Source organism: Paractinoplanes lichenicola (assembly GCF_016785085.1).
GTDB lineage: Bacteria > Actinomycetota > Actinomycetes > Mycobacteriales > Micromonosporaceae > Actinoplanes > Actinoplanes lichenicola.
The window spans coordinates 230739-251978 of sequence record NZ_JAENHO010000008.1; the positions used below are offsets into that span (position 1 = coordinate 230739).

The following is a 21240-nucleotide window of genomic DNA, read 5'->3' on the forward strand; positions in this document are numbered from 1 at the left end:
GATGAAGGACCCGTACGAGGTCGCCAACCGCCTCGACGCCGTCGACTACCTCGTGGACGAGGGACTCGCGATGGCGATGTTCCTCGCGATCCGGCTCGGCAAGCCGCTGCTGCTCGAGGGCGAGCCCGGTGTCGGCAAGACCGCGGCCGCCAAGGCGCTGTCGCTCGCGCTCGACACCCCGCTCATCCGGCTGCAGTGCTACGAGGGCCTGACCGCCGGCGAGGCCCTCTACGAGTGGAACTACCAGCGCCAGCTGCTGGCCATCCGGCTCGCCGAGGCCCGCCACGAGAAGCTCGCCGACGCCGACCTGTTCACGGCCGAGTTCCTCCAGGAACGTGCGATCCTCCGAGCCGTACGGCATCAGGGCCCCACCCCGCCGGTGCTGCTGATCGACGAGATCGACCGGGCCGACGACGAGTTCGAGGCGCTGCTGTTCGAGTTCCTGGGCGAGGCCGCGATCACGATCCCCGAGCTGGGCACGTTCACCGCCGTACGACCCCCGATCGTCGTGCTCACCTCGAACCGCAGCCGCGACCTGCACGACGCCCTGCGCCGGCGCTGCCTCTACCACTGGATCGAGTTCCCGGCCCCGGCCCGCGCCGCCGAGATCGTCCGCCGGGCCGTGCCGGGCGCCGCCGAGCCGCTCATCCGTACCGCGACCGAGTTCGTCGGGCGGGTCCGCGGGCTCGAGCTCGACAAGGCGCCCGGGCTGGCCGAGACCATCGACTGGGTGTCGGCGCTGTCCGCCCTGGGCGTCGCCGACCTCACCGACGCCGCCGTCGTCAGCACGCTCGGCACGATCGCGAAAACCCCCGACGACCGGACCGCCGTGGCCCTCGTCGTCTCCGAGGAGGCTCCATGAAGATCACGAACGAGTTCACCGTGCACACCCCGATCGAGCGCGCCTGGCAGGTGCTGACCGACCTCGAGGGGGTCGCCCCGTGCCTGCCCGGAGCGCAGCTGACCGGCGTGGACGGCGACGTCTACAAGGGCAAGGTGAAGGTCAAGGTCGGGCCGGTCATCTCCGACTTCGCCGGGACCGCGCAGTTCACCGAGAAGGACGACTCGGCGTACCGGGCGGTGATCGACGCCAAGGGCCGCGACGCCCGGGCCGGGGGGAACGCGTCGGCGCTGGTCACCGCGTCGTTGACGCCGGCCGGGGAGAGCACGCTGGTCAGCGTCGACACCGACCTGAAGATCAGCGGGAAGCTGGCCCAGTTCGGCAGCGGCATGATCAAGGAGATCTCGAACAAGCTGCTGGCCGAGTTCGTGACGAACCTCGAAGCCAAGCTCGCCACCGACCCCGCGACCACCGACACCGTCCCCGGCACGGCCGCCGTGCTGACCTCCGGGCCGCCGGCCGCGACCCCGAGCGCCGACGCGCCGAGCCCCGAGACGCTGACGGCCAACCTGATCCCGGCCGACCCGGGCGCGGCCGAGCCCGCCACCCCCGCCGTCGGCGGCAGCGAGCCCCTCGCCGCCTCCACCATCGACGACAAGGCCGACGCCGTGGCCGCCCCACCGGCGACCAGCACCCCACCCGCGCCGACCACCACTTCCGCGGCTGTCGACAGCTCGCCCTCGTCGGACTTCCCGGTCAACGGCGCGCCGTCGTCATCGGCCCGCGCCAAGCCGCTCCCCACCGCGACGCGGCCCGCCCCCGCTCCCACCGAACCCGAGCCGCTCGACCTGCTCGCCGTCGCGGGCGGCTCCCTCTACAAGCGCGCCATCCCCGTAGCCATCGGCGCGGTCGTGGTGGTCGGCGTCATCGTGTGGTTCGTTGCCCGGCGCTGACCCGTCCCGCGGCGGCACGTCTCGGCCGGTGCTGCTGCGAGGCACCGACCGGGCCGCCCTGGCCGTGGCCCTCGTCGCCCGTCTGCGCCGCGCCGGCATCCCCACCGGCCTGACCGAGACCGGCGATTTCGTCCACGCGCTAGAGGTTAGCCCGCCCCTGAGCCTCGACACGCTCTATTGGACGGCCCGAGTTTCCCTCGTACGCCGCCAGCCCGACCTCGCCGCCTTCGACAAGGTGTTCGCGGCCGTGTTCGCCGACGCCCCGCCGCTGCCGTTCATCCGCCAGGCCGTCGCCCCCGCCGCCCGCCGCGACGACGACGTGCAGGTGCCCGTGCCCGCCGACACCGACGAACTCGCCGACGGCAGCGGCCTGCCCTGGGCGACCCTGCCCCCGGTGGTGGCCGCGGCCGAGACCACCGACACCGGCCTCGAAGTGCCCGACCGCCGCCCGAGCGCCCTCGCCGCCTTGGCCGAGCTTCCGTTCGAAGACCTGGACGCGACTCAGACCGGGTTGCTCGGCGAGGCTTTGCGCGCCGCGCTCATCCGCTGGCCGACCCGGCGCACCCGCCGCCACCGCCCCGACCCGGCCGGCCGCCGTGTCGCGTTGCGCCCGACGATCGCCCGCGCCCGCCGTACGGCGTGGGAGCCGGCTCACCTCGTACGGGAAAGGCCTTTGCGCCGCCCCCGCCGAGCCGTGCTGCTCTGTGACGTCAGCGAGTCGATGCGCGCGCAGGCCACCGCCTATCTGCATCTGATGCGCGCGTTCACGCTGGTCGCCGAGGCCGAGGTGTTCGCCTTCGCCACCACGCTGACCCGGCTCACCCCGGCCCTGCGCCACACGAACGCGGCCGAGGCCGTGGCCCGCGCGGGCGAGCTGGTGACCGACCGTTTCGGCGGCACGCGGATCGCCACCAACGTGGCCGCCCTGCTCGACTCGCACCACGGCAACACCCTGCGCGGCGCCCTGGTGATCGTCGCCTCCGACGGCTGGGACAGCGACCCGCCCGAGCTGATGACCGCGGCGATGACCCGCCTGCGCCGCCGGGCCCATCGCGTCCTGTGGCTGAACCCGCGCGCGAGCGCCCCGGGCTTCGCCCCGCGCGTGGCCGGCATGGCCGCCGCCCTGCCGTTCTGCGACCGCTTGTTACCCGCCGCCACGTTCCAGGACCTGGCAGCCGCGGCTCACCTGCTGCAGGACCCGTCCGCGCCAGGCGGACGTGGCTTGACCGCGCGGGTCGCGAAATAGCCCGGCAGCCAGCCCGCCGTGGCGTCCGAGTGGTGCGGCGCCTCCTCGAACCCGGTGATGACGAAGCCGGCGGCGAGCTGACCGCCGAGCTGCTCGGCCATGCTGTGGCTGTGCTCCAGCGGCGCGTCCGCGCCGAAGAGCCGGTCGCGTTCCTCGGCCGGCACGTGCGTGACGTCGCTGTACGGCAGCTTGTGCCGGACCACCAGCTCGCCGCGCTGGTTCAGCGCCTCGTGGTCGAACAAGTAGACGTCGGGGTTGAGGAAGCCGCACAGCAGCGTCCCACCCGGTCGCAGCACCCGGAAGGTCTCCCGCCACACCGGGGCGAGCTCGGGGATGAACAGGTTCGAGACGGGGTTGAAGACGAGGTCGAAGGAGGAGTCGGCGAACGCGGACAGGTCGCGCATGTCGCCGAGCACCGTCCGCAGCGGCACGTCGTCGCGCCGGGCCACCAGCTCGTCCTGCTCGAGCTGGCGCGGCGAGTTGTCCAGCACGGTGACCCGGGCTCCGGCCGCGGCGAGCGTCGGCCCCTGCTGGCCGCCGCCGGAGGCCAGGCACAGCACGTCCTTACCGGTCAGGTCGGCGGGGAACCAGGAGCGGTTCACGGGTCGGTAGCCGATCAGCACGACCGACCAGTCGCCGGCCCGCGCCCTCGCGATCGTCTCGGCAGGGACCGGCCGCGACCACTCGTTGCCCTGGTCGACCTGCCGGTCCCAGGCCATGCGGTTGTGCGCCGCCGGATCGACACTCATCCGGGCTCAGCTCCAGAGCGTGACGTGCACGGACGGGCGGAAGTGGCCGACCTTGGCGCCCGCGCCGCGCATCATCGCCTGGATCGCGCGCGGCGAGGAGGCGAACCGCGACAGCTCGCCCGCCGCCGACGGACCGCCCTGGTCGGCCAGGGTGAGGGCGTGCCAGCCGGCCTCCAGCTGCGCGTGCGGGCCGGGCAGCTGCACCAGCAGGCCGTTGCGCACGTCGGGGGCCACCGCGAACGACAGGGCCGGGGTCAGGCCGCGGCCCCGTTTCGCCTCCTCCAGGGCGGCGGCGTTGCTCTGGTAGATCTGCTGGTTGGCCTCGGGCACGCCCAGCCGGCGCATCAGCTCGGGCACCGCACCCACCTTGGCCGCGGCCGACGGGCCCAGCAGCCAGGTCTGGTCGCGCAGCTGGCCGGCCGACGGGCGCAGGTGGACGATCGGATGCTCGGGGCCGGCGACGACCACGATGCGATAGTTCATGACCGGCCGCGAGGCGAACGGCGGGTCGAGCACGGCCGGGGGCGGCCCGATGGCGATGTCGATCGTGCGGGTCTGCAGCAGCGTCTCGAACGCGCCGGGGTCGCGCACGCTCAGCTCGACGTCGAGGTCGGCCGCGCGGCTCGCGAACAGCTCGATCAGGCCGGGCGCGGCGTGCTCGGCGAACAGGCTCGACGCGCCCACCCGCAGCAGGCGGCGGCCACGACCGGCGGCGCTCACCTCGAGCACCGTGATGTCCTGCAGGCCCAGCAGTTCGGTGGCCCGGCTGGCCAGGCGCAGGCCGCCGGGGGTGAAGGCCAGACCCGCCGCCGTACGGGAGAACAACTGGTCACCCAGCTCGCGGCGCAGCTGTCCGATGTGCAGCGAGACCGCCGACTCCGAGACCGACAGCTGGGCGGCGGCCAGTTTGACCGAGCCCAGCCGTACGACGGCCGAATAGGCGCGCAGCTGTGTCGGCGTCATCACCGGTGCTCACCGACCCCCCATGCCGATCCCGAGTTGTTCTCGCAATCTATCGCGCCGACCTGGATGTGAGCTGGATCTCCACAGGGGATGATCGACGGGTGACGAACCCGAAGATCGATCGTTAGAACCAAGGCGAACCGTTAAGCCCGGCATTGTCTGTATTGCCGGAATGTGCTCATAGGGGAAACCCGCTTATCGGTCCGTACCCTCCGCAAATGGCTTCTCGATGGTCAAGCCGGACACCGTCGCCGACGCCTAGCGAGGACCTTCATGCCGACCCCGCGCTCCTTCCCTCCACCCCGGACGCATCCTGCATTCTCCGGAGTGGCCGCCGCCGTGGCCGCCCTCGTGGTCCTGGCGGTGCCGGCCGAGGCGCACGGAGAGACCGGCGAGGACTGCGAGGGGGCCCGCTTCACCGCCACGGCCCAGGCCGACCTCGCGAAGATCACGGTCCTGGACGCGGGGGTGCTGCGCCCCGACCTGCCCGCGCTGGCCGACGTGCGGCTCGCCTCGGCCCGGGGCAGCGCCGACAGCGACCGCCGCCCGCACCGTACGGTCGCCACCGGCCGCTACGCCGACGCCAAGCTGCTCGGCCTGCGAGTCCCCGGCGACGCGCGGCCGGGAACGGGTGCCGTGAGCCGTGCCCCGGCCGGGATCGACGCCCGGGCCCGAGTCGGCAGCAGCCCGGCCCCAGATAGCGGGAAAAACGACGAGAACCTGGTCGGCGTCAACGCGGGCGGCCTGGCCACGCTCCAGCTGGGCAAGTCGACCGCGGACGCCCGCTGGGACGACGCCTACCGCTGCGGGGACACCGGTCCGCTCACCCGCAGCGCCACCATGCTGGCCGGGGCGCAGTTCCTCGGCGGGGGCGGCGCCACCCCGGCCATCCGCGCCATGCGCTCGGCCGGCGCCGGCGAGCCGACCAGCCTGCTCAGACTCGGGCCCACCGGCTCCACCCAGAGCGCCACCGACCTCGTACGCAAACAGGGCCGGCTCGCCGTGACCGCGGCCGCCGGGGTCGCCCTGTCCGACCTGACTCTCTTCGCGGGCACTCCGCAGGAAGTCTCCGTCAAGGTCGTCACCCAGCCCTCGCTGACCGTCACGACGACCGGCAACCGCGCCCACGACGAGGTCGACTACCGCCCGGCCGTACTCGAGGTGACCGCCGCGGGCAAGCCGGTGGCCACCCTCGACACCCGCGAGGCCAGCGTCGGCGTCGAGCTGCTCGGCGGTCTCACCACGTCGTCGCTGCTCTCGGCCAAGATCTCGCTGGGCGGTCCGCGTCAGGAGAGGACCGGCGATTCCGTACGGGCGGAGGCCGCGGCCGTACGGGTGGAGGTGCTGCTCGGCCGGGCGCACCTGCTCGACGTCGCCCTCGGCTATCTGTTCGCCGAGGCTTCCGCGCCGCCGCTGATCACTGTCCCCGTCCGCGCGAAGCGTAGCCCCGCGACGTTCGAGAAACCGGCCGCGCCCGCCATGACGCCGCCGCCGCCCGCCACGCCGCCGCCGGCCCCCGTCGCCGCGCCCGCACCCCGTACGGAGCAGGGGGTCTTGGCTCTGACCGGCGCGAACGTTGCCGCCGCGGCCGCCGGGGGACTGCTGCTGATCGTGGTCGGCCTCGCCGCCGTCGTCCTGACCCGACGCCGGCGCCACTAGCTTGGATCTGGGGAGTGAGGCGGCGGCGCCGGATGATCGGCGCCGCCGCTTCTAACGCTTGCGGCGGCGGGCGCTGAGCGCGATGCCGAACAGCACCAGCGGGATGCCGCCGATCACGACGGGCACCCAGCCGACCCAGCGCAGCCAGGGCCGCGCCTCGACGTCGGCCCGGGCCAGATTTTGGCTCTGCCGATAGCGGCCCGAGTCGCCGACCTCGATCGTCTTGCCGATGTCGGCCGAGGAGAAGACCGCGCCGATCGTCTCCCGCACCTGCTGGCCGTCGGCCCACTTGATCGTGGTCGCGCAGCTCTCCCAGTAGCCGTAGCCCTTGTTGGTGATCGGCCCGTGCCGGTTGCACGACGTCACCGTGGCCTGGCCGGCCCGCGTCGTGTCGTCCATGCTGTGCCCGGCCAGCCGGGACAGGGTGATCCCCACCCCGATCAACGCGAACCCCGCGACCAGGACCCCGGCCAGGATCAGGAAATCCCGCAGCTTGCCGCCCCGGCGGCGCTGGACCACCTGGTGCGCGTCCTGATCGGCCGCCGCGGCCGCACGCTGCGCGTCCTCGGCGTCGAGCGCGGCCTCCTGGGCGCGGATCTCGGCGAGGCGCCGGGCGTACCGGTCGTCCTGGGAGGTCACAGCGGGGCTCCTCGGGGGATCAGAGCGGAAGATCGATCGGTGTCGGTTCGGGATTCTCCTTGCGCAGGGTATCGCCCGTCGACCCGGCGTTCTGCGCGCCGTTCGTCTTCGGGGCGGACTTGGCGGTCTCCTGGACCACTTTGTCGACGGTGCCGTAGACGTTGGTGTGCCCCTGGCCGATCAGGTCGTAGGCCGTCCGGAAACCGTTGCGGCCCGTGCCGCCCACGGTGCCGATCGCCTCGATCCGGAACGCTTCGAGCCGCAGCACGTTGCGGTTGGCCTGGCCGATCGCCTGCAGGATGTTGTCCATCTTGCCGGTGGCCAGGCCCAGCTGCTTGATCGCCGAGAACAGCCGCTTGAGCAGGTTGAGCACCTTGGTGCTGCACTCGGCGACCAGGATCGCGACCTCGGCCGCGACCTTGGGGATGAGCACGACGGTCACGGCCTGGATCGCCTTGGAGATGCACGCGCCGATCACCTCGGACACGATGTCGCGAATGGTGTTGCGCACGACCCCGACCATCGCCCCGATGATCGTGGTCGTCTTGCTCATGAAGTCGGCGACCTTGCCCATGGCCTGGATCGACTCGGCGTGGGTGCGGGCCATCGCGCGATAGGCCTCGGCCGACTTGGCGGCCCACGCGGCGGTGCTGTTTTTGACCTCGGCCACGAAGAAGTCGGTGGCGTCGTAGATCCGCTGCTCGATCTTGTACCACGTCTGGGCGTGCGCCTCGATCGCCTTGGGGTCGCCGCACAGCTTGTCGAGCGGCTCACGCAGGAAGCTGACGTGCTCCATCAGCCACCCGACGCCGGCCGCGAACACGGCTTGCAGCGGGTCCATGACCGCGCCGAGCAGCCCCAGGCCGCCCGCGAGCAGATTGCCGCCGACCCCGAGGTAGTCCTGGTTCGCGAACCCGTCGACGATGCCGCCGGCCGACTCGAACAGACCCGCACCCTCGTACGACTTGGTCTCGCCCTCGGTCGCGATCAGGCCGGGCCGGGTGAACGCCGTGTCGCTCATCAGCTGCCCGCCTTGAAGCGGCCGGCCACGTTGCTGTCGGTCATGTCGGCGTCGTCGGACACCGCGCGCAGCAGCTCGGCCACGTGCGCGGTCGCGTCGGCGCCGGTCTTGAGCTCCTGCAACGCGAAATCCTGCAGCGGCTGGATGAACGGCAGGGCGAGCGGGCTGCACAGCAGGCCGTAGACCTCGTCGTGCAGGTCGACGTATTCGGCGCCGGCGGTGGCCTCGTCACACATCCGGGCGGCCTCGTCGACCATCTTGGCGTGCGCCCGCAGCGCCGCGGAATCGATGTAGACGTCGCTCATCGGCGGCGCTCCTCGGTGTCGTCGTCCTCGGGTGGGGTCGGGAACTGCTCGGCGTACGCCCCGCCGATGAAGGCGGCGGTGTCCGAGCCCGCGCCGTAGAGGCCGGTCACGATCTCGGTCATCTGCTCGGCCAGGCGGGCCTGCGCGCGGCGGCTGGTCTCGAGGATCGTCCGGGACAGCTCTTCGGGAGACAGCCGCATGGCCCGGTCGGTCAGCTCGAGCGCGGCCAGCCCGCCGGACTGGTCGACGGTGACCACGGCCTCACCGCCGCGCGACTCGGCGGTCGCGCGGGTGTCCTGCATGCGCCGGCTCAGCTCGGTCGTCATGGCGGTCTGCTGTTCGACCTTGCGTTCCCAGTCGACCAGGAAGTCCTCGGGATCGAGCGGCACAGGGAACCCTTCGTCAGCGGCTGATGATCAAGCCCCGCATCGTAGCCAATGATTACCGTAGGCGATGTCCCCTGCTCCGCTCACTGCTCGGTGCCCGCACAGCGCCAAACCACCCGTACGACTTCGGGTCGAGCTGCCATCTGACATCTCAGTCCCTGACGCATTGCTGCCCTCCGATGGTGAGTTCCGCAGAGGCGCACCCCGACGTTGCCGGCACGCCGCTGATCGAAGTAACATCTGGCATCTAACATTTCAGTGCCGACGCGCGGCGAGGGGACGGGTGACCCTGGAGCGGGTGGAACGCAGACTGCTGCGGGAGACGGCGTACGAGTCGATCCGGGACGCCGTCGTCAAGGGCGACCTCGCGCCGGGCGCAGTGGTGAACAGTGCCGAGATCGCCGACCGCCTGGGACTGTCCCGAGCCCCCGTCCGCGACGCCCTGACCCGCCTGGCCGGCGAGGGCCTGGTCGAGACAAAACCGCAGAGCTACACCCGCGTGACCGAGGTGCAGCCCGACGAGGTCCGCGACGCCGCAGCCGTAGTCCGCGCCATGCACGAGCTGGCCGCCAGCCTCACCGTCCCCCACCTCAAGCCCGCCGACCTGACGGCCATGCGCGACGCCAACTTCCGCTTCAAGAAAGCCGGCCGCAAAGGTGACATCGACGCCGCCATGGCCGCCGACGACGACCTGCACGGCGTGCTCGTGCGGGCCAGCGGCAACCGCGCCCTCGCGGCCACCATCGAGCGCTACACCCCGCTGATCCGCCGCCTCGAACGTCTGCAGTTCGCCCAGAACCAGGCCCGCCGCTCGGCCGAGCGGCACGACGACCTGATCGCCGCCTGTGTCGCCGGCGATGTGCCCGAAGCCACCCGTCTCACGTCGCTGATCTGGCGTTCGCTGGAGGAGAGATCCGCATGATCGAGTTCGACCGTTATCCGCTGCTTTTCGGCCCCTCCCCGGTGCACAAGCTCGACCGGCTCACCGCCCACCTCGGCGGCGCCGCCGTCTGGGCCAAGCGGGAGGACTGCAACAGCGGCATCGCGTACGGGGGAAACAAGACGCGGAAGCTGGAGTATCTCGTCGCCGACGCGCTGGCCCAGGGATGCGACACGCTCGTCTCGATCGGCGGCGTGCAGTCCAACCACACCCGGCAGGTCGCCGCCGTCGCCGCGCGGGCCGGGCTCAAGTGTGTGCTCGTGCAGGAGAGCTGGGTCGAGTGGCCCGACCCGGTCTACGACAAGGTCGGCAACATCCTGATCAGCCGGCTCGCCGGGGCCGAGGTCAGGCTCGTGCGCTCCGAGTTCGGCATCGGCTTCAAGGAGAGCTGGGAGCAGGCGCTGCGCGACATCGAGGCCGCGGGCGGCAAGCCGTACGCGATCCCGGCCGGCGCCTCCGATCACAAGCTCGGCGGTCTCGGCTTCGCCAATTGGGCGTACGAGGTGGCGCAGCAGGAGGAGCAGCTCGGCGTCTTCTTCGACACCGTCATCGTCTGCTCGGTCACCGGCAGCACCCAGGCCGGCATGATCGCCGGGTTCGCCGCTCTCCAGGACGCGGGTGGCCGCCCCCGGCGGGTGCTCGGCATCGACGGCTCGGCCAAGCCCGCCGAGACCCGCGCGCAGGTGGCCCGGATCGCCCGCAACACGGCCTCGCTGATCGGCTTGAAGCGTGACCTGACCGAGGACGAGATCCTGCTCGACGAGCGCTACCACGCCGGCGTCTACGGCATCCCCGACGCGACCACGCTCGAGGCGATGCGGGTGGCCGCCCGTACGGAGGGAATGGTCACCGACCCGGTCTACGAGGGCAAGTCGATGGCCGCCCTGATCGACCTGGTGTCGCGCAAGGAGATCCCGGCCGATGCCACGGTGCTCTACGCGCACCTCGGGGGCCAGCCGGCGCTCAACGGTTACAGCGCGCTATTCAGCTAGGGCGTCCCGCAACCAGTAGAACGAGCTCCGCGGCGTACGGGAAAGGGTGTTGAAGTCGACGTGGACGAGGCCGAACCGTTGTGAATAGCCCTCGGCCCACTCGAAGTTGTCGAGCAGCGACCACACGAAGTAGCCGCGCACGTCGACACCCGCGGTGATCGCGTCGTGCAGGGCGCGCAGGTGGGTGTCGAGGTAGTCGCGGCGGAACGGGTCGTCGGTGCCCTCGGTCGTCGAACAGCCGTTCTCGGTGATGTAGATCGGCGGCAAGGCGTCCCCGTACGTGTCGCGCAGCCCGGTGAGCAGCTCGGTCAGCCCGGACGGGACGACGGGCCAGCCGAACGCCGTCGTCGGCACGCCCTCGATCGGCAGCAGTTCGAACGGCAGCGGCGACTCCGCGGTGGGCGCGCCGACCAGCGTCGGGTTGTAGTAGTTGATGCCGAGCGCGTCGATCGGCGTACGGATGATCTCGAGGTCGCCCTCGTGCACGACGTCGCCGAGGGCGGCCGCGAGAAAGTCGGGATACGAGCCGAGCAGCACGGGGTCGTTGAAGAGCCGGTTGTGGAAGGCGTCGTAGACCGAGGCGGCGGGGGAGTCGTCGGCCGCGCGCACCGGGGTGCAGTTGTTGGTCAGCATCACCTCGGTCGCCCCGGCGGCGCGCAGCGCCCGCACGGCGAGACCATGCCCGAGCAGCTGGTGGTGCGCGACCGGCAGGGCTTCGAGCATCAACGTGCGTCCCGGGGCATGCGTCCCGTACGCGTAACCCTGCGCCATGTGCACGATCGGCTCGTTCAGCGTGATCCACCGCCGTACGCGATCACCGAGCCGCGCGGCGACCAGCGCGCTGTAGTCGGCGAACCGCGACGACGTGTCGCGCGACAGCCAGCCGCCCTGATCCTCCAGCGCCTGCGGCAGGTCCCAGTGGAACAGCGTGGGCAGCGGCGTGATGCCCTTCTCGAGCAGCGCGTCGACGAGCCGGTCGTAGAAGTCGAGGCCGGCCTTGTTGGGTTCGCCCACGCCCGTCGGCTGCACCCGCGGCCAGGCGATCGAGAACCTGTACGCCCCCACGCCCAGCTCGGCCAGCAGCGCGACGTCCTCGCCGTACCGGTGATAGTGGTCGCACGCCACGTCTCCGGTGTCCCCGTCGATCGTCTTGCCCGGCGTGTGCGCGAACGTGTCCCAGATGGACGGCCCGCGCCCGTCCTCGGTCACCGCCCCCTCGATCTGATAAGAGGCCGTGGAGCACCCGAACAGAAACCCGTCAGGAAAGCGCGGCAGCGACATGATCCGACCCTAGTGATGGTCGAGCACCACGGCTAGATCGACGCCGTCCTGCCGGGAGAGCACCATGTCGCGGAACCGCGGGCACTCGTGCTGCCCGACCCGGCCGCCGCGCTGGCCGAGGCCCGCCGGGTGCTGGCCCCCGGCGGGCGGATCGTGCTGGCCGGGCAGGACTGGGACACGATCCTCACCGATTCCGGCCTGCCCGAGGTGACCCGCCGCATCGTGCACGCCCGCGCCGACACGATCGAGCAACCGAGGATCGCCCGCGCCTATCGCAGCCTGCTGCTCGACCATGGCTTCGGCGACGTCCCGCTGGTGGTGCACACGGCCGTCTTCACCGACCCGGGCGCGCGGCAGCTGCTGACCAGCCACGCCGACGCCGCCCGCGAGCACGCCGGCCGAGGCCGAGGCGTGGCTGGCCGACCAGGACCGGCGCGCCGAGAACGGCCGGCTGCTGCTCGCGATGCCGATGTCCCTGACCGCCGCAACCCGCTGACCGGCCGCTACCCGCCGACCCGGCGCGCGATCCGGCCGCCGTACAGGAATTTGCCGTCCTCGAGGAAGGTGAACGTCGAGTAGAAGCCGTCGTCGGGCTCGGTCGTGATCCACGTGTCGCCGGTCAGCGGGATGTAGCGGCGGGTCGACGGCTCGTCCATCTCGGCCGCCACGCCGAGCGGGGTCGCGGTGATCTCCAGGCCGTCCGCGACGGGCCGCACGTCGTACGCACCCAGGGGGAACTCGAAGCGGCCCTCGACCGGCACACCCCGCACGACCGTGGCCGGCGGCGTCGGGCGGCCCGGCACGGTGACGCCGATCAGCTCACCGATCACCCCGTCGAGCACGTCGTCGATCAGGCCGGGCGCGTTGCCGCCGTTGGCGTTGATCGCGATCACCAGCTCGTGCGACGGGACGACCCGCCACAGCGTCGACTGGCCGACCGTGCCGCCGTCATGGCCGAAGGCCGTCGTGCCCGCCCAGTCGAAGATCTCGGTGCCGAGCGCGCGCCGCCCGTCGCCGCGTTCGGAGGCGCCCGGCAACGTGAGACAGGGCGTGGTCATGGCCGCGATCGACTCCGCGGACAGCAGCTCGCCGTCGAGGAACATCCGGCCGAACCGCACCAGGTCACGCGGCGCCGCGCACGCCGTCGACCCGGCCGGGCCCATCGCGCGCGTCATCACCCACGGCCGCACCACGGCGCCCGACCGCAGATGCCCCGCCGCGGCCCGGTAAAGCACCGCCTCCTCGGGCAGCAGCGCCATGTGCCGGGCGCCGAGCGGCTCGATCAGCCGTTCCCGCAGCACCGACTCCCACGTGCCGCCGCGCAGCCGGGCCACCAGGGCGCCGAGCACCGCGAAACCGGCGTTGCAGTAGGAGAAGTATCTGCCGGGCGGCGCGATCTGCTGCGCGTGGCCGCCCAGAAAGCCCAGGTAGCGCTCGAGCGCCTCGTCGCCGCGGCCCATGTCCTCGAACAGGTCGCCGTCGAACCCGCCCGTGTGCAGCAGCAACTGCCGAACCGTGATCTGCTCGGTCGCCGCCGGGTCGACCACCGCGAACCCGGGCAGGTAGCGCCGCACCGGCTCGTCGAGCTCGACCAGGCCGTCGTCGACCAGCTGCATGACCAGCGCGGTGGTCCACACCTTGCTGACCGAGCCGATCTGGAACACGCTCTCGGGCGTGGTCTCGACGCCGGTCTCGCGGTTGACGACGCCGGTCGCCGCTTCGAGCAACTGATCGCCGTGCCCGACCGCGACCGCCGCGCCGGGCACCCCGTGCCGGGCCGCCGCTTCCTCGAGAAGACCGTCCACAAAGCTCATAAGGTCTCGACCATACGCTGAGTGCCGATCACCGACAGCAGCCGCAACGACTCCTCGGCCGGCGACCCGGGCTCGGCGGTGTAGATGACCACCCGCTGATCACGGTCGGCGATGTCGAGCACGTCGCAGTTGAGCGTGATCGGGCCGACCACCGGATGCCGGAACGTCTTGCGCAGCGTCGGCTCGTCGGTGACGTCGTGCGACTCCCACAGCTCGCGGAAGCGCGGGCTGCCGGCGAGCAGGTCATCCACCAGCGAGCGCACGCCGTCGTCGTCGGGATAGCGGGCCGCGGCCGCGCGCAGCCGGTGCGCCGAGTGCCGCGCGAAGTCGTCGAGGTCGGACACCCCGTACAGGATCTGGCCGTCTTTGTGCGGGCCGAGGAACGCGCGCCGGACCAGATTGCGCTCGCGCTGGGGGACTGCCGAGAAGTCTTCCAGCAGGGCCGCGGCGAGCTCGTTCCAGGCCAGGATGTCGAAGCCGGCCGAGATCACCGTGGCCGCGGCGTGGGGGAGGCGCTGGATCAGATCGAGGATGCTCCGGCGCACCTCACGGGACGGCCCCCGCGCGACCGGTGGCGCCCCGGCGAGCTGGTGCAGGTGGGCGCGTTCGGCGTCGGAGAGGCGCAGCGCCCGGGCGAGACCGGTGAGCACCTCGGTCGACGGGTGCGGGGCGCGGGCCTGCTCGAGCCGCGCGTAATACTCCGTCGAGATGAACGCCAGCTGCGCCACCTCCTCCCGCCGCAGGCCCGGGGTGCGGCGGCGGGGACCGGCGGGCAGGCCGACGTCGGCGGGGGTGACCCGCTCGCGTCGTGACCGCAGGAACGCGGCCAGCTCTGCTCTGTCCATGGCGACCATCCTCCCGCCGCCCGCGGGCGCCAACCAGGTCTTGTCAGTACCTGGTTGCGGCGGCCGGGGCGGGCCACGGTCGACGGCATGACAACTCTGCTGCACGACAAGGTCGCGTTCGTCAGCGGTGCCGGCCGGGGGATCGGGGCCGCGGCGGCCCGGCTGTTCGCCCGTGAGGGGGCCGCGGTGCTGCTCACGGCGCGGACGGAGGATCAGCTCAAGGCCGTGACGGCGGACATCCGGGCCACCGGCGGCACTGCTGACTACGTGGTGGCCGACCTCGCCGACCCCGACGGGCTGCGCGCCGCCGTCGACCGTACGGTGGCGCTGTTCGGACGACTCGACGTGGCGTTCAACAACGGCGCGGCGATCACCCCGCCCGGTCCCATGGATGCGACCGATATTTCCGACTTCGACCGGCTCTACGAGGTCAACCTGCGCGGGGTCTGGCTCGCCATGGTCGCCCAGGTCAGCGCCATCCGGGCCACCGCCGGCCGGGGCGCGATCGTCAACAACTCCAGCGTCGGGAGCCTGGCCGGCAACCCCGCCCTGCCCGCGTACGGGGCGATGAAGCGCGCCGTCAACAGCCTCACCGAGTCGGCGGCCATCACGTACGGGCCGGAGGGCATCCGCGTCAACGCCGTCGCGCCCGGCAACACCCGTACGGAAATGATCGAGACCTGGCAATCGCACACGCCCGGGCTGGTGGACCGTCTGATCGCCGGCACCCCGCTGGGCCGGCAGGCCGGCCCCGAGGAGATCGCCCAGGCCGCCGCGTGGCTGCTCAGCGACCGCTCGTCGTTCGTCACCGGAACGGTGCTGCGCGTCGACGGCGGTGCCCGTGCCTAGACACGCCGCACCCGGTGGTCCCCGCCAGGACCACCGGGCGCGCCCCCGATAGAAATTGCCGGCTCAGTTATTTGGTGCCGCTCGACGAGAGCGGACCGGGCGCCGCGGCGGTCTTGCCGCCGTCGGGCTTGATCGCGAACCACTTGCCGTTGAGGCCCTGGCCGTTGATGTCGCCCGGCTTGGCGTCGGCGACGAAGTAGTAGACGGGCCAGCCGTTGATCGTGACCTGGCAGGTGCCGTCGGCCCGCTCGACGTAACCCAGGATCTTGGGGTCGAGGCCGTCCGGGAAGATCTTGCCGGGGCTCTTGATCAGCAGCGGGGGCCAGGCCGTCGCGCAGTCGCCGTTGCAGACCGACTTGGGCGGCTTGTTCGAGTCGTTGTCGAAGCGGTAGAGCGTGCGCCCCGCGCCGTCGGCCACGTAGGTGCCGATCTGCTCGTTCTCGGTGGCGTTGAGCTCGACCGTCTTGCTGCCCGCGGTGCGCGACTTCGGCGGGGTGATGTCCTGCTGCGACGGCCCGCTGAAGATCTTGACCCACTTCTGGGTCTTGGCGACCGTCGGCGAGGCGGCCGGCTCGGGGGCCTTCGTCTCCTCGTCGGCGGCCGGCTCGGTCTCGACCGGGTCCGCCGTGGCCGGCAGCTCCTCCGTCGCGGACGGGTTCACCTCGATGCCGGCCAGATCGGGCAGCTCACCGGGGCCTTGCGGGTTGGGCGGGGCCTGGGTGGCCTGCACCGCCACCGGCACCTGCCCCGCGGAGTCATCGGTCGCGGCCAGGCTTCCGCAGGCCGAAACGCTCGCGAGGCCGGCGGCCAGAACTGCCGCGACGAAGATCTTCCTCATGACCGGCTCCCTGTCTCAGATCGTTGGGCCTGCCCTCCACACGACGGCTCCCGCGGAGCGGTTCACTCGGATGTGCCACTTTCGGAAAATCTTGATCCGGGCGGGCGACCCGCGACGTACTTCGAGTAGCCGCAGCACAGTACTTTCATCGATGTCGTTCTCGTAGAAGGCGCGAGGCGTGCACGTGAGAGTGCCGCGGGGAGAGAAAAGGATGCCGTCGAGCAGACAGAGACCGCACCGGGAGGTGGCCGATGAAGCACTGGTCAGATCGTTGTTTCAGGAACATGGACGGGCCATGCTCGCGTATGCCACGCAGCTGACCCGAGATCGCGCCGCCGCCGAGGACGTCGTCCAGGAGGCGCTGGTGCGCGCCTGGCGGCACCCCGAGAGCCTCAACAACGGCAAGGGCTCCGTCCGGGGATGGTTGCTCACGGTCTGCCGCAACATCGTGCTCGATCAGATCCGCGCCCGAAACCGGCGCCCGCCCGAGGTCGCCGAGAGCCCGCCCGACGCCGCGGTCGAACAGGACCACTCCGATCGCGTGGTCACGTCGATGGTCGTGGTCGACGCGCTCAGCCGGCTCTCGTCCGAGCATCGTGAAGTGCTCGAACAGGTCTACCTCAAAGGCAACACCGTCGCCGAGGCCGCGGAGGCGCTCGGCATCCCGCCCGGGACGGTCAAATCCCGATCCTTCTATGCGTTGCGGGCCTTGCGCGAGGCCGGCACGGAACGGTTGGCATCATGAGCACGCCGGAGAGCGCGAACAACACGGCGAACGAGCACGTCGACATGGCCGGCTACCTGCTGGAAATGCTCTCTGAGGACGAGAAGGCCCAGGCCGACACCCACCTGGCGGGCTGCGCCGAGTGCCGGGCCGAGCGCGATTCGCTGCGCCAGTGGTCCGACCAGCTCGGCGAGGTGCCCGACGCGATGCTCCTCGACGGCCCGCCCGACGACGCCGACCTGCTGCTGCAGCGCACGCTGCGCCAGGTCCGCCGCGAGTCGTCCGGCCGCCGTTACAAGCGGGTCGCCACGGTGACCTCGATCGCCGCCGCGGTCGCCGCCATCGCGGTCGTGGGCGGGGTGCTGGTCGGGCGGGGCACGGCCCCGTCACCCGAGCCGCTCGCCCAGCCGACGGCCACCCTGTCGGTGCCGGCCGGGGCGCTGGTCGGCTCGGGCACAGACGCGGCCACCGGAGCCCGGATGGAAGTGGCGGTGACACCCGCCGCCGGCTGGGTGCGGGTGACGGCCACGGTCGGGGGCATTCCCGCCGGTCAGAAGTGTGTGCTCGAGGTGGTCGGCCGCGACGGCTCCACCGCGGTCGCCGGCAGCTGGCTGGTCTCCCCGGCGGGCGAGACGGGCGGCACGACCCTCAACGGCAGCGCCCTGATCGACCCCGACCAGGTCCGATCCGTCCGCATCGTCAACACGACAGGCACCCAGTTCGTCTCGGTCGACGTCTGAGCGTCAGTGCAGGACGGCCAGGGCCTCGGCCAGGGCGTCCTGCGCGTGGAAGACGTCGACCTCGTGCTGCTGCAGCGGCCCGCCCGGTTCGGTGAGCCGGGCGGTCTCGGCACCCCCGGCGTAGAACGGCGCGAAACCCATGTCGCGGATCAGCGTCGACGCGGCCTGCCGGGCGTCCCGGTGATCGCTGCAGACGAACTCGGCCAGCAACGGATCGTGCCCGCGCCGCCGGTTCAGCGTGGCCGTCGGCAGCGTGTTGAGCGCCTTGGCCCAGTGTGCTTTCGGCGCCATCTGCTGCAGCTGCTCGAACCCGCTCGTCGCACCCATGTGCCCGGTCGGATTCGTCGCGTCGATGATGATTTTACCGTCGAGCGTCGTGCCCGCCAGCTCGATCGCCTCGTACGCCGACTCCCAGTTGGGCGAGAACAACACCACGTCGGCGAACTCGGCCGTCTGCGCGATCGGCAGCGCCTTGCCGTGCCCCAACAGGTGATCCACCACGCCCGCGAGCCGCTCCGGATGCCGCGACGTCACCGCCACGTCATGCCCGCTCTCCGCACACCACTCGGCCAGCGTCGCACCGAGCTGACCCGCCCCGATCACGCCGATCTGCATGCCCTTAGGTTGCCCGTTCCACCACCCTTTCGAGTGGCAAACCCGGATTTTCCGTTCTTCTCGTATCGCAGGCAAACCCCTTTCCCGTACGCCACGTCGACTCGGACAAAAGCACTGATCCTGAACCCGCCGCAACCGCGACCCAGTCGGGCCTCGCGGCCGTAGCGCGCAACCGGGATGTTCCCGCGTCCCCCAGCACGACGCGAACCCGCCCTCTTCCTGGTCACCTGATAAGGCAGCACCGGCCACCCCCGCTGTCAGGTGAGTGGCCGGTGCGCGTACGGGGGGGTGTTTGCTCAGAGGATGCGGCGGATGCCGGCGCCAGCGTTGACCAGGGCCGGAACGGCCGCCGTGGGGTCGAGGCGGGTGCGCAGCGCAGGTGTCCAGCCGGCGTCGGGGGTCAGGTCGGGGTCGTGGGCGGCGTTGTAGGCGGCCACCAGGTCGACCGGCACGGCGGGCCGGTGCGAGTTCTGCACGAGCGTGCCCCGAGCCGTGATCCGGGTGCCCTTCCAATAGGCGATCACGTCGGACGGCGGCACGTCGGCGCTCAACCGGAAGTAGTTGTTCTCGGCGTAGATGCTTGACTCGACGCCCACCCCCAGCGAGTAGACGTATTCCTCATCCGTCGCCCTGTAGAGGTTGTTGAACACGTCGACCTGGCCGAACCGTACGCGGGGCGCCCTTTGGATCACGTTGCCGAAGCGGTTGTGATGCACGGTGACGCGCAGCTTGCCCACGTCGACGCCGGGCGTGTCGGTCGAGCCGATCAGCATCGTCTTGTCGTGGTCGTAGTAGTCGTTCCACGACACCGTGACCAGGTCGGACCCGCGGATGATGTCCGACGCGCCGTCGTGCACCTGATAGGGCCGGCCGAAGTGGACCGGCTGGTCGCGGTCGTGGTTGTTGCCGTCGCTGAACGTGTTGTGGTCGAGCCACACGTTGGTCGCGCCGCTCAGCGACACCAGGTCGTAGAGCGAGTTCCAGTTGCCCGCCGAGCCGTCGGTCGGGTCCCAGGCCGGGAAGCAGTCCGCGGCGTCGGTGACTTCCAGATTCCGTACGATCACGTTGCTCACGTTGGTCAGCAGCAGACTGCCGTGCTCGAGCCGGCCGCCGTTGATCCCCAGAATGGTCGTGTTGCTGCCCACATTGATGCGAATGTGATCGGACTGCCGCTTGGCCGACCGCACCCGAGCATCTTCGAGCACGCCCGTCGGCTTGCTCGCGGTTCCCCAGACCGCCGGGTCGTACGCGGCCAGGAAGCCCTCCAGCGAGTAGGCCGGGTCCGCGAAGTCCGCACACGACAACGCTTTCCCGCTGTCATCTTTGCGCAGGTCGATCCGCCCGCTGATCAGCACGATCTTGGGTGTCGCGTTCTGTCCGTTGGTGAGCGCGTCCCCGCCGAGCGCCTCGATCAGCTCCGCACGATTACGCACCACGAAGACGTGCGCCGCATCGGCCGCCGAACCCCCGCTGGTCCCCGCCCCGGCCGCCGCCCACCCGTCATCAGGCGCGATGCCCTGCCGCGCGACATCGAGCACACCCGCCCCGACACCGGCCGCCAAACCCGCAACCGACGCACCCCCGGTCGACAGTCCGGCAGCCGGCGCACCCGCGGTCGACGGGCCAGCAACCGACGCACCCCCGGTCGACAGTCCAGCAGTCGACAGTCCAGTAGTCGCCACACCCGCACTCGGCGAACCCGTACTCGCCAGGCCCGCGCTCGGCGCGTCCGCGATCGGCAAGCCCGCGGGCGTCAGATCGGCGGCCGGGGCGGCCAGTGTGAACAGCAACGCGGCAACCAGTCCGGCCGCGGGAGCGATGGGCATGGAGGGTCCTCTCCAGCGGCCGGTGGCAGCCGCACTGACATGCAGGAAAGCGCTTGCCGCCACCGTCACACGCTCGCTCGACGGTCGTCAATGGATCGGACAACGCAGGAAATTTGCAGTCCCCGAGCACAGGTTCGGCGGCGACTACGCTCCCCGGCATGACGGCACATGACCACGGCCAGAATTCGAGTCGGGCGTGGCAAGCGCTCACCACCGACTACGAGCAGGCCCGCGCCCGAGAAGACTCGCTGGACCGGCTGGTCGAGTGGCCGGCCGAGCGGACCATGCTCGGCGATGTCACCGGCCGCTCGATCCTCGACCTGGGCTGCGGCAACGGCGGCAAGCTGGCGGAACTCGTGCTCGAAGGCGCGGCCGCCTCCGCCGGTGTCGACATCGCGGGAAACTTCATCGCCTCCCCGCCGCCCGGTGCCGAGCTGATTCAGGGCGACCTGTCCGAGCCCGACGCGCTGCCAGAACTGAGCGGCCGGACGTTCGACCGGATCCTGTTCCTGCAGTCGTTCGGCTACGCCAAGGACCCGGTACGCACCCTGCGATCCGCGCGAGCGCTGCTCAACCAGGACGGTTTCATCCTGCTCACAAGAACTCAGCCCCTCCGCTACGCCGTAGAACGCGCCGAGCAGAACGGAACCACGGTCGGCGAGGAATACTTCGCCCGAGCCGACTACACGTACCGCCCAAGCTGGAACGAGCAGATCCCGCTCACAAAACGCACGTACACAATGTCCGACCTGCTCAACGTCTTCAGCGCGGCCGGCCTGTGGATCGAGTCCGCCGACGAGCCCCACCTCGACGCCGAGACCGCGCGCCGCTACCCGCACAAGCAAGCGTGGATGAACAAATACCTAGGCATCCTGATCTTCAAACTGCGCCCCGTCGCCCCACTTTGAGGCGTGGCGTGAGGGGTGGCGGCTCGGGGCGGGCTGTGCCTGTCGCCCCACTTTGTGGCGTGGCGTGAGGGGTGGCGGCTCGGGGCGGGCTGTGCCCGACGCCCCA

23 protein-coding genes are annotated in these 21240 nt (G+C 71.3%); 11 read left to right on the plus strand and 12 right to left on the minus strand.

What is annotated here, in order from left to right:
* Position 1 precedes the first annotated feature (1 nt).
* The 3 genes from JKJ07_RS28145 to JKJ07_RS28155 are packed head-to-tail and all read left to right on the plus strand — an operon-like array spanning position 2 to position 3040.
* Positions 2-862, plus strand: coding sequence for an AAA family ATPase (locus JKJ07_RS28145; RefSeq protein WP_202994820.1), 861 nt, complete (start codon positions 2-4; stop codon positions 860-862).
* The gene (locus tag JKJ07_RS28150) at positions 859-1794 is read left to right on the plus strand and encodes an SRPBCC family protein (RefSeq protein ID WP_202994821.1); all 936 of its coding nucleotides are present in this window, start codon (positions 859-861) and stop codon (positions 1792-1794) included. Before JKJ07_RS28145 ends, JKJ07_RS28150 begins: the two co-directional genes overlap by 4 nt.
* Positions 1781-3040 (plus strand): vWA domain-containing protein, encoded by a 1260-nt coding sequence (locus tag JKJ07_RS28155; RefSeq protein WP_202994822.1) that lies wholly within the window; start codon positions 1781-1783, stop codon positions 3038-3040. The genes JKJ07_RS28150 and JKJ07_RS28155 overlap by 14 nt, the downstream gene beginning before the upstream one ends.
* Here JKJ07_RS28155 and JKJ07_RS28160 read toward each other — a convergent pair.
* On the minus strand, positions 2977-3789 hold the full coding sequence (locus JKJ07_RS28160; protein ID WP_202994823.1) for a class I SAM-dependent methyltransferase: 813 nt from the start codon (positions 3787-3789) through the stop codon (positions 2977-2979). The genes JKJ07_RS28155 and JKJ07_RS28160 overlap by 64 nt on opposite strands.
* 6 nt (positions 3790-3795) lie before the next feature.
* Entirely contained in the window at positions 3796-4752 is a 957-nt protein-coding gene (locus JKJ07_RS28165; RefSeq protein WP_202994824.1) for a LysR family transcriptional regulator, read from the minus strand.
* Positions 4753-5079: 327 nt separating this feature from the next.
* Between JKJ07_RS28165 and JKJ07_RS28170 the strand changes: the two genes are divergently transcribed.
* Positions 5080-6411 carry a hypothetical protein gene (locus tag JKJ07_RS28170; RefSeq protein ID WP_202994825.1) on the plus strand — a complete coding sequence of 444 codons (1332 nt, stop codon included), beginning with the start codon at positions 5080-5082 and terminating at the stop codon, positions 6409-6411.
* A gap of 51 nt (positions 6412-6462) precedes the next feature.
* Here JKJ07_RS28170 and JKJ07_RS28175 read toward each other — a convergent pair whose 3' ends face one another.
* From JKJ07_RS28175 to JKJ07_RS28190, 4 genes are read right to left on the minus strand one after another with little or no spacing between them, the layout of a single operon-like run.
* Positions 6463-7050, minus strand: coding sequence for a DUF6346 domain-containing protein (locus JKJ07_RS28175; protein WP_202994826.1), 588 nt, complete (start codon positions 7048-7050; stop codon positions 6463-6465).
* 19 nt (positions 7051-7069) lie between these two features.
* Positions 7070-8071: a hypothetical protein gene (locus tag JKJ07_RS28180; RefSeq protein ID WP_202994827.1), complete on the minus strand. Its 1002-nt coding sequence runs from the start codon at positions 8069-8071 to the stop codon at positions 7070-7072.
* Complete coding sequence (locus JKJ07_RS28185; RefSeq protein WP_202994828.1) at positions 8071-8376, minus strand: type VII secretion target; 306 nt, start codon at positions 8374-8376, stop codon at positions 8071-8073. The genes JKJ07_RS28180 and JKJ07_RS28185 overlap by 1 nt, the downstream gene beginning before the upstream one ends.
* Positions 8373-8765 (minus strand): YbaB/EbfC family nucleoid-associated protein, encoded by a 393-nt coding sequence (locus tag JKJ07_RS28190; protein ID WP_202994829.1) that lies wholly within the window; start codon positions 8763-8765, stop codon positions 8373-8375. Before JKJ07_RS28190 ends, JKJ07_RS28185 begins: the two co-directional genes overlap by 4 nt.
* Before the next feature lie 295 nt (positions 8766-9060).
* Here JKJ07_RS28190 and JKJ07_RS28195 point away from each other — a divergent pair, with 295 nt between their 5' ends.
* The gene (locus JKJ07_RS28195; protein WP_202994830.1) at positions 9061-9684 is read left to right on the plus strand and encodes a GntR family transcriptional regulator; all 624 of its coding nucleotides are present in this window, start codon (positions 9061-9063) and stop codon (positions 9682-9684) included.
* On the plus strand, positions 9681-10694 hold the full coding sequence (locus JKJ07_RS28200; protein WP_236030035.1) for a 1-aminocyclopropane-1-carboxylate deaminase: 1014 nt from the start codon (positions 9681-9683) through the stop codon (positions 10692-10694). Before JKJ07_RS28195 ends, JKJ07_RS28200 begins: the two co-directional genes overlap by 4 nt.
* Here the strand turns inward: JKJ07_RS28200 and JKJ07_RS28205 are convergent.
* Positions 10683-11975, minus strand: coding sequence for a GH1 family beta-glucosidase (locus tag JKJ07_RS28205; protein ID WP_202994831.1), 1293 nt, complete (start codon positions 11973-11975; stop codon positions 10683-10685). The genes JKJ07_RS28200 and JKJ07_RS28205 overlap by 12 nt on opposite strands.
* A gap of 87 nt (positions 11976-12062) precedes the next feature.
* Here JKJ07_RS28205 and JKJ07_RS28210 point away from each other — a divergent pair, with 87 nt between their 5' ends.
* Entirely contained in the window at positions 12063-12554 is a 492-nt protein-coding gene (locus JKJ07_RS28210; protein ID WP_202994832.1) for a methyltransferase domain-containing protein, read from the plus strand.
* Here JKJ07_RS28210 and JKJ07_RS28215 read toward each other — a convergent pair.
* Both JKJ07_RS28215 and JKJ07_RS28220 read right to left on the minus strand, forming a co-directional pair.
* The gene (locus JKJ07_RS28215) at positions 12479-13789 is read right to left on the minus strand and encodes a serine hydrolase domain-containing protein (protein ID WP_202994833.1); all 1311 of its coding nucleotides are present in this window, start codon (positions 13787-13789) and stop codon (positions 12479-12481) included. The two genes, JKJ07_RS28210 and JKJ07_RS28215, sit on opposite strands and share 76 nt — an antisense overlap.
* A complete protein-coding gene (locus tag JKJ07_RS28220) occupies positions 13786-14634 on the minus strand; it encodes a helix-turn-helix transcriptional regulator (protein ID WP_202994834.1) in 849 nt (282 codons plus the stop codon). The genes JKJ07_RS28215 and JKJ07_RS28220 overlap by 4 nt, the downstream gene beginning before the upstream one ends.
* An 87-nt stretch (positions 14635-14721) precedes the next feature.
* On the opposite strand from JKJ07_RS28220, the gene JKJ07_RS28225 reads away from it, so the two are divergent.
* The gene (locus tag JKJ07_RS28225; protein ID WP_202994835.1) at positions 14722-15483 is read left to right on the plus strand and encodes an SDR family NAD(P)-dependent oxidoreductase; all 762 of its coding nucleotides are present in this window, start codon (positions 14722-14724) and stop codon (positions 15481-15483) included.
* Between the two features lie 67 nt (positions 15484-15550).
* Here JKJ07_RS28225 and JKJ07_RS28230 read toward each other — a convergent pair whose 3' ends face one another.
* Entirely contained in the window at positions 15551-16321 is a 771-nt protein-coding gene (locus JKJ07_RS28230) for a COG4315 family predicted lipoprotein (RefSeq protein ID WP_202994836.1), read from the minus strand.
* A gap of 211 nt (positions 16322-16532) precedes the next feature.
* Here JKJ07_RS28230 and JKJ07_RS28235 point away from each other — a divergent pair, with 211 nt between their 5' ends.
* Together JKJ07_RS28235 and JKJ07_RS28240 are read left to right on the plus strand one after the other, a co-directional pair.
* Complete coding sequence (locus tag JKJ07_RS28235; RefSeq protein ID WP_202995142.1) at positions 16533-17066, plus strand: sigma-70 family RNA polymerase sigma factor; 534 nt, start codon at positions 16533-16535, stop codon at positions 17064-17066.
* Entirely contained in the window at positions 17063-17785 is a 723-nt protein-coding gene (locus JKJ07_RS28240) for an anti-sigma factor family protein (protein ID WP_202994837.1), read from the plus strand. The genes JKJ07_RS28235 and JKJ07_RS28240 overlap by 4 nt, the downstream gene beginning before the upstream one ends.
* Before the next feature lie 3 nt (positions 17786-17788).
* Here JKJ07_RS28240 and JKJ07_RS28245 read toward each other — a convergent pair whose 3' ends face one another.
* Together JKJ07_RS28245 and JKJ07_RS28250 are read right to left on the minus strand one after the other, a co-directional pair.
* Entirely contained in the window at positions 17789-18400 is a 612-nt protein-coding gene (locus JKJ07_RS28245) for an NADPH-dependent F420 reductase (RefSeq protein ID WP_202994838.1), read from the minus strand.
* A gap of 296 nt (positions 18401-18696) precedes the next feature.
* Entirely contained in the window at positions 18697-20226 is a 1530-nt protein-coding gene (locus JKJ07_RS28250; RefSeq protein ID WP_202994839.1) for a pectate lyase family protein, read from the minus strand.
* A 158-nt stretch (positions 20227-20384) separates the two neighbouring features.
* Here JKJ07_RS28250 and JKJ07_RS28255 point away from each other — a divergent pair, with 158 nt between their 5' ends.
* A complete protein-coding gene (locus JKJ07_RS28255) occupies positions 20385-21134 on the plus strand; it encodes a class I SAM-dependent methyltransferase (protein ID WP_202994840.1) in 750 nt (249 codons plus the stop codon).
* The last annotated feature ends 106 nt before the right edge of the window (positions 21135-21240 follow it).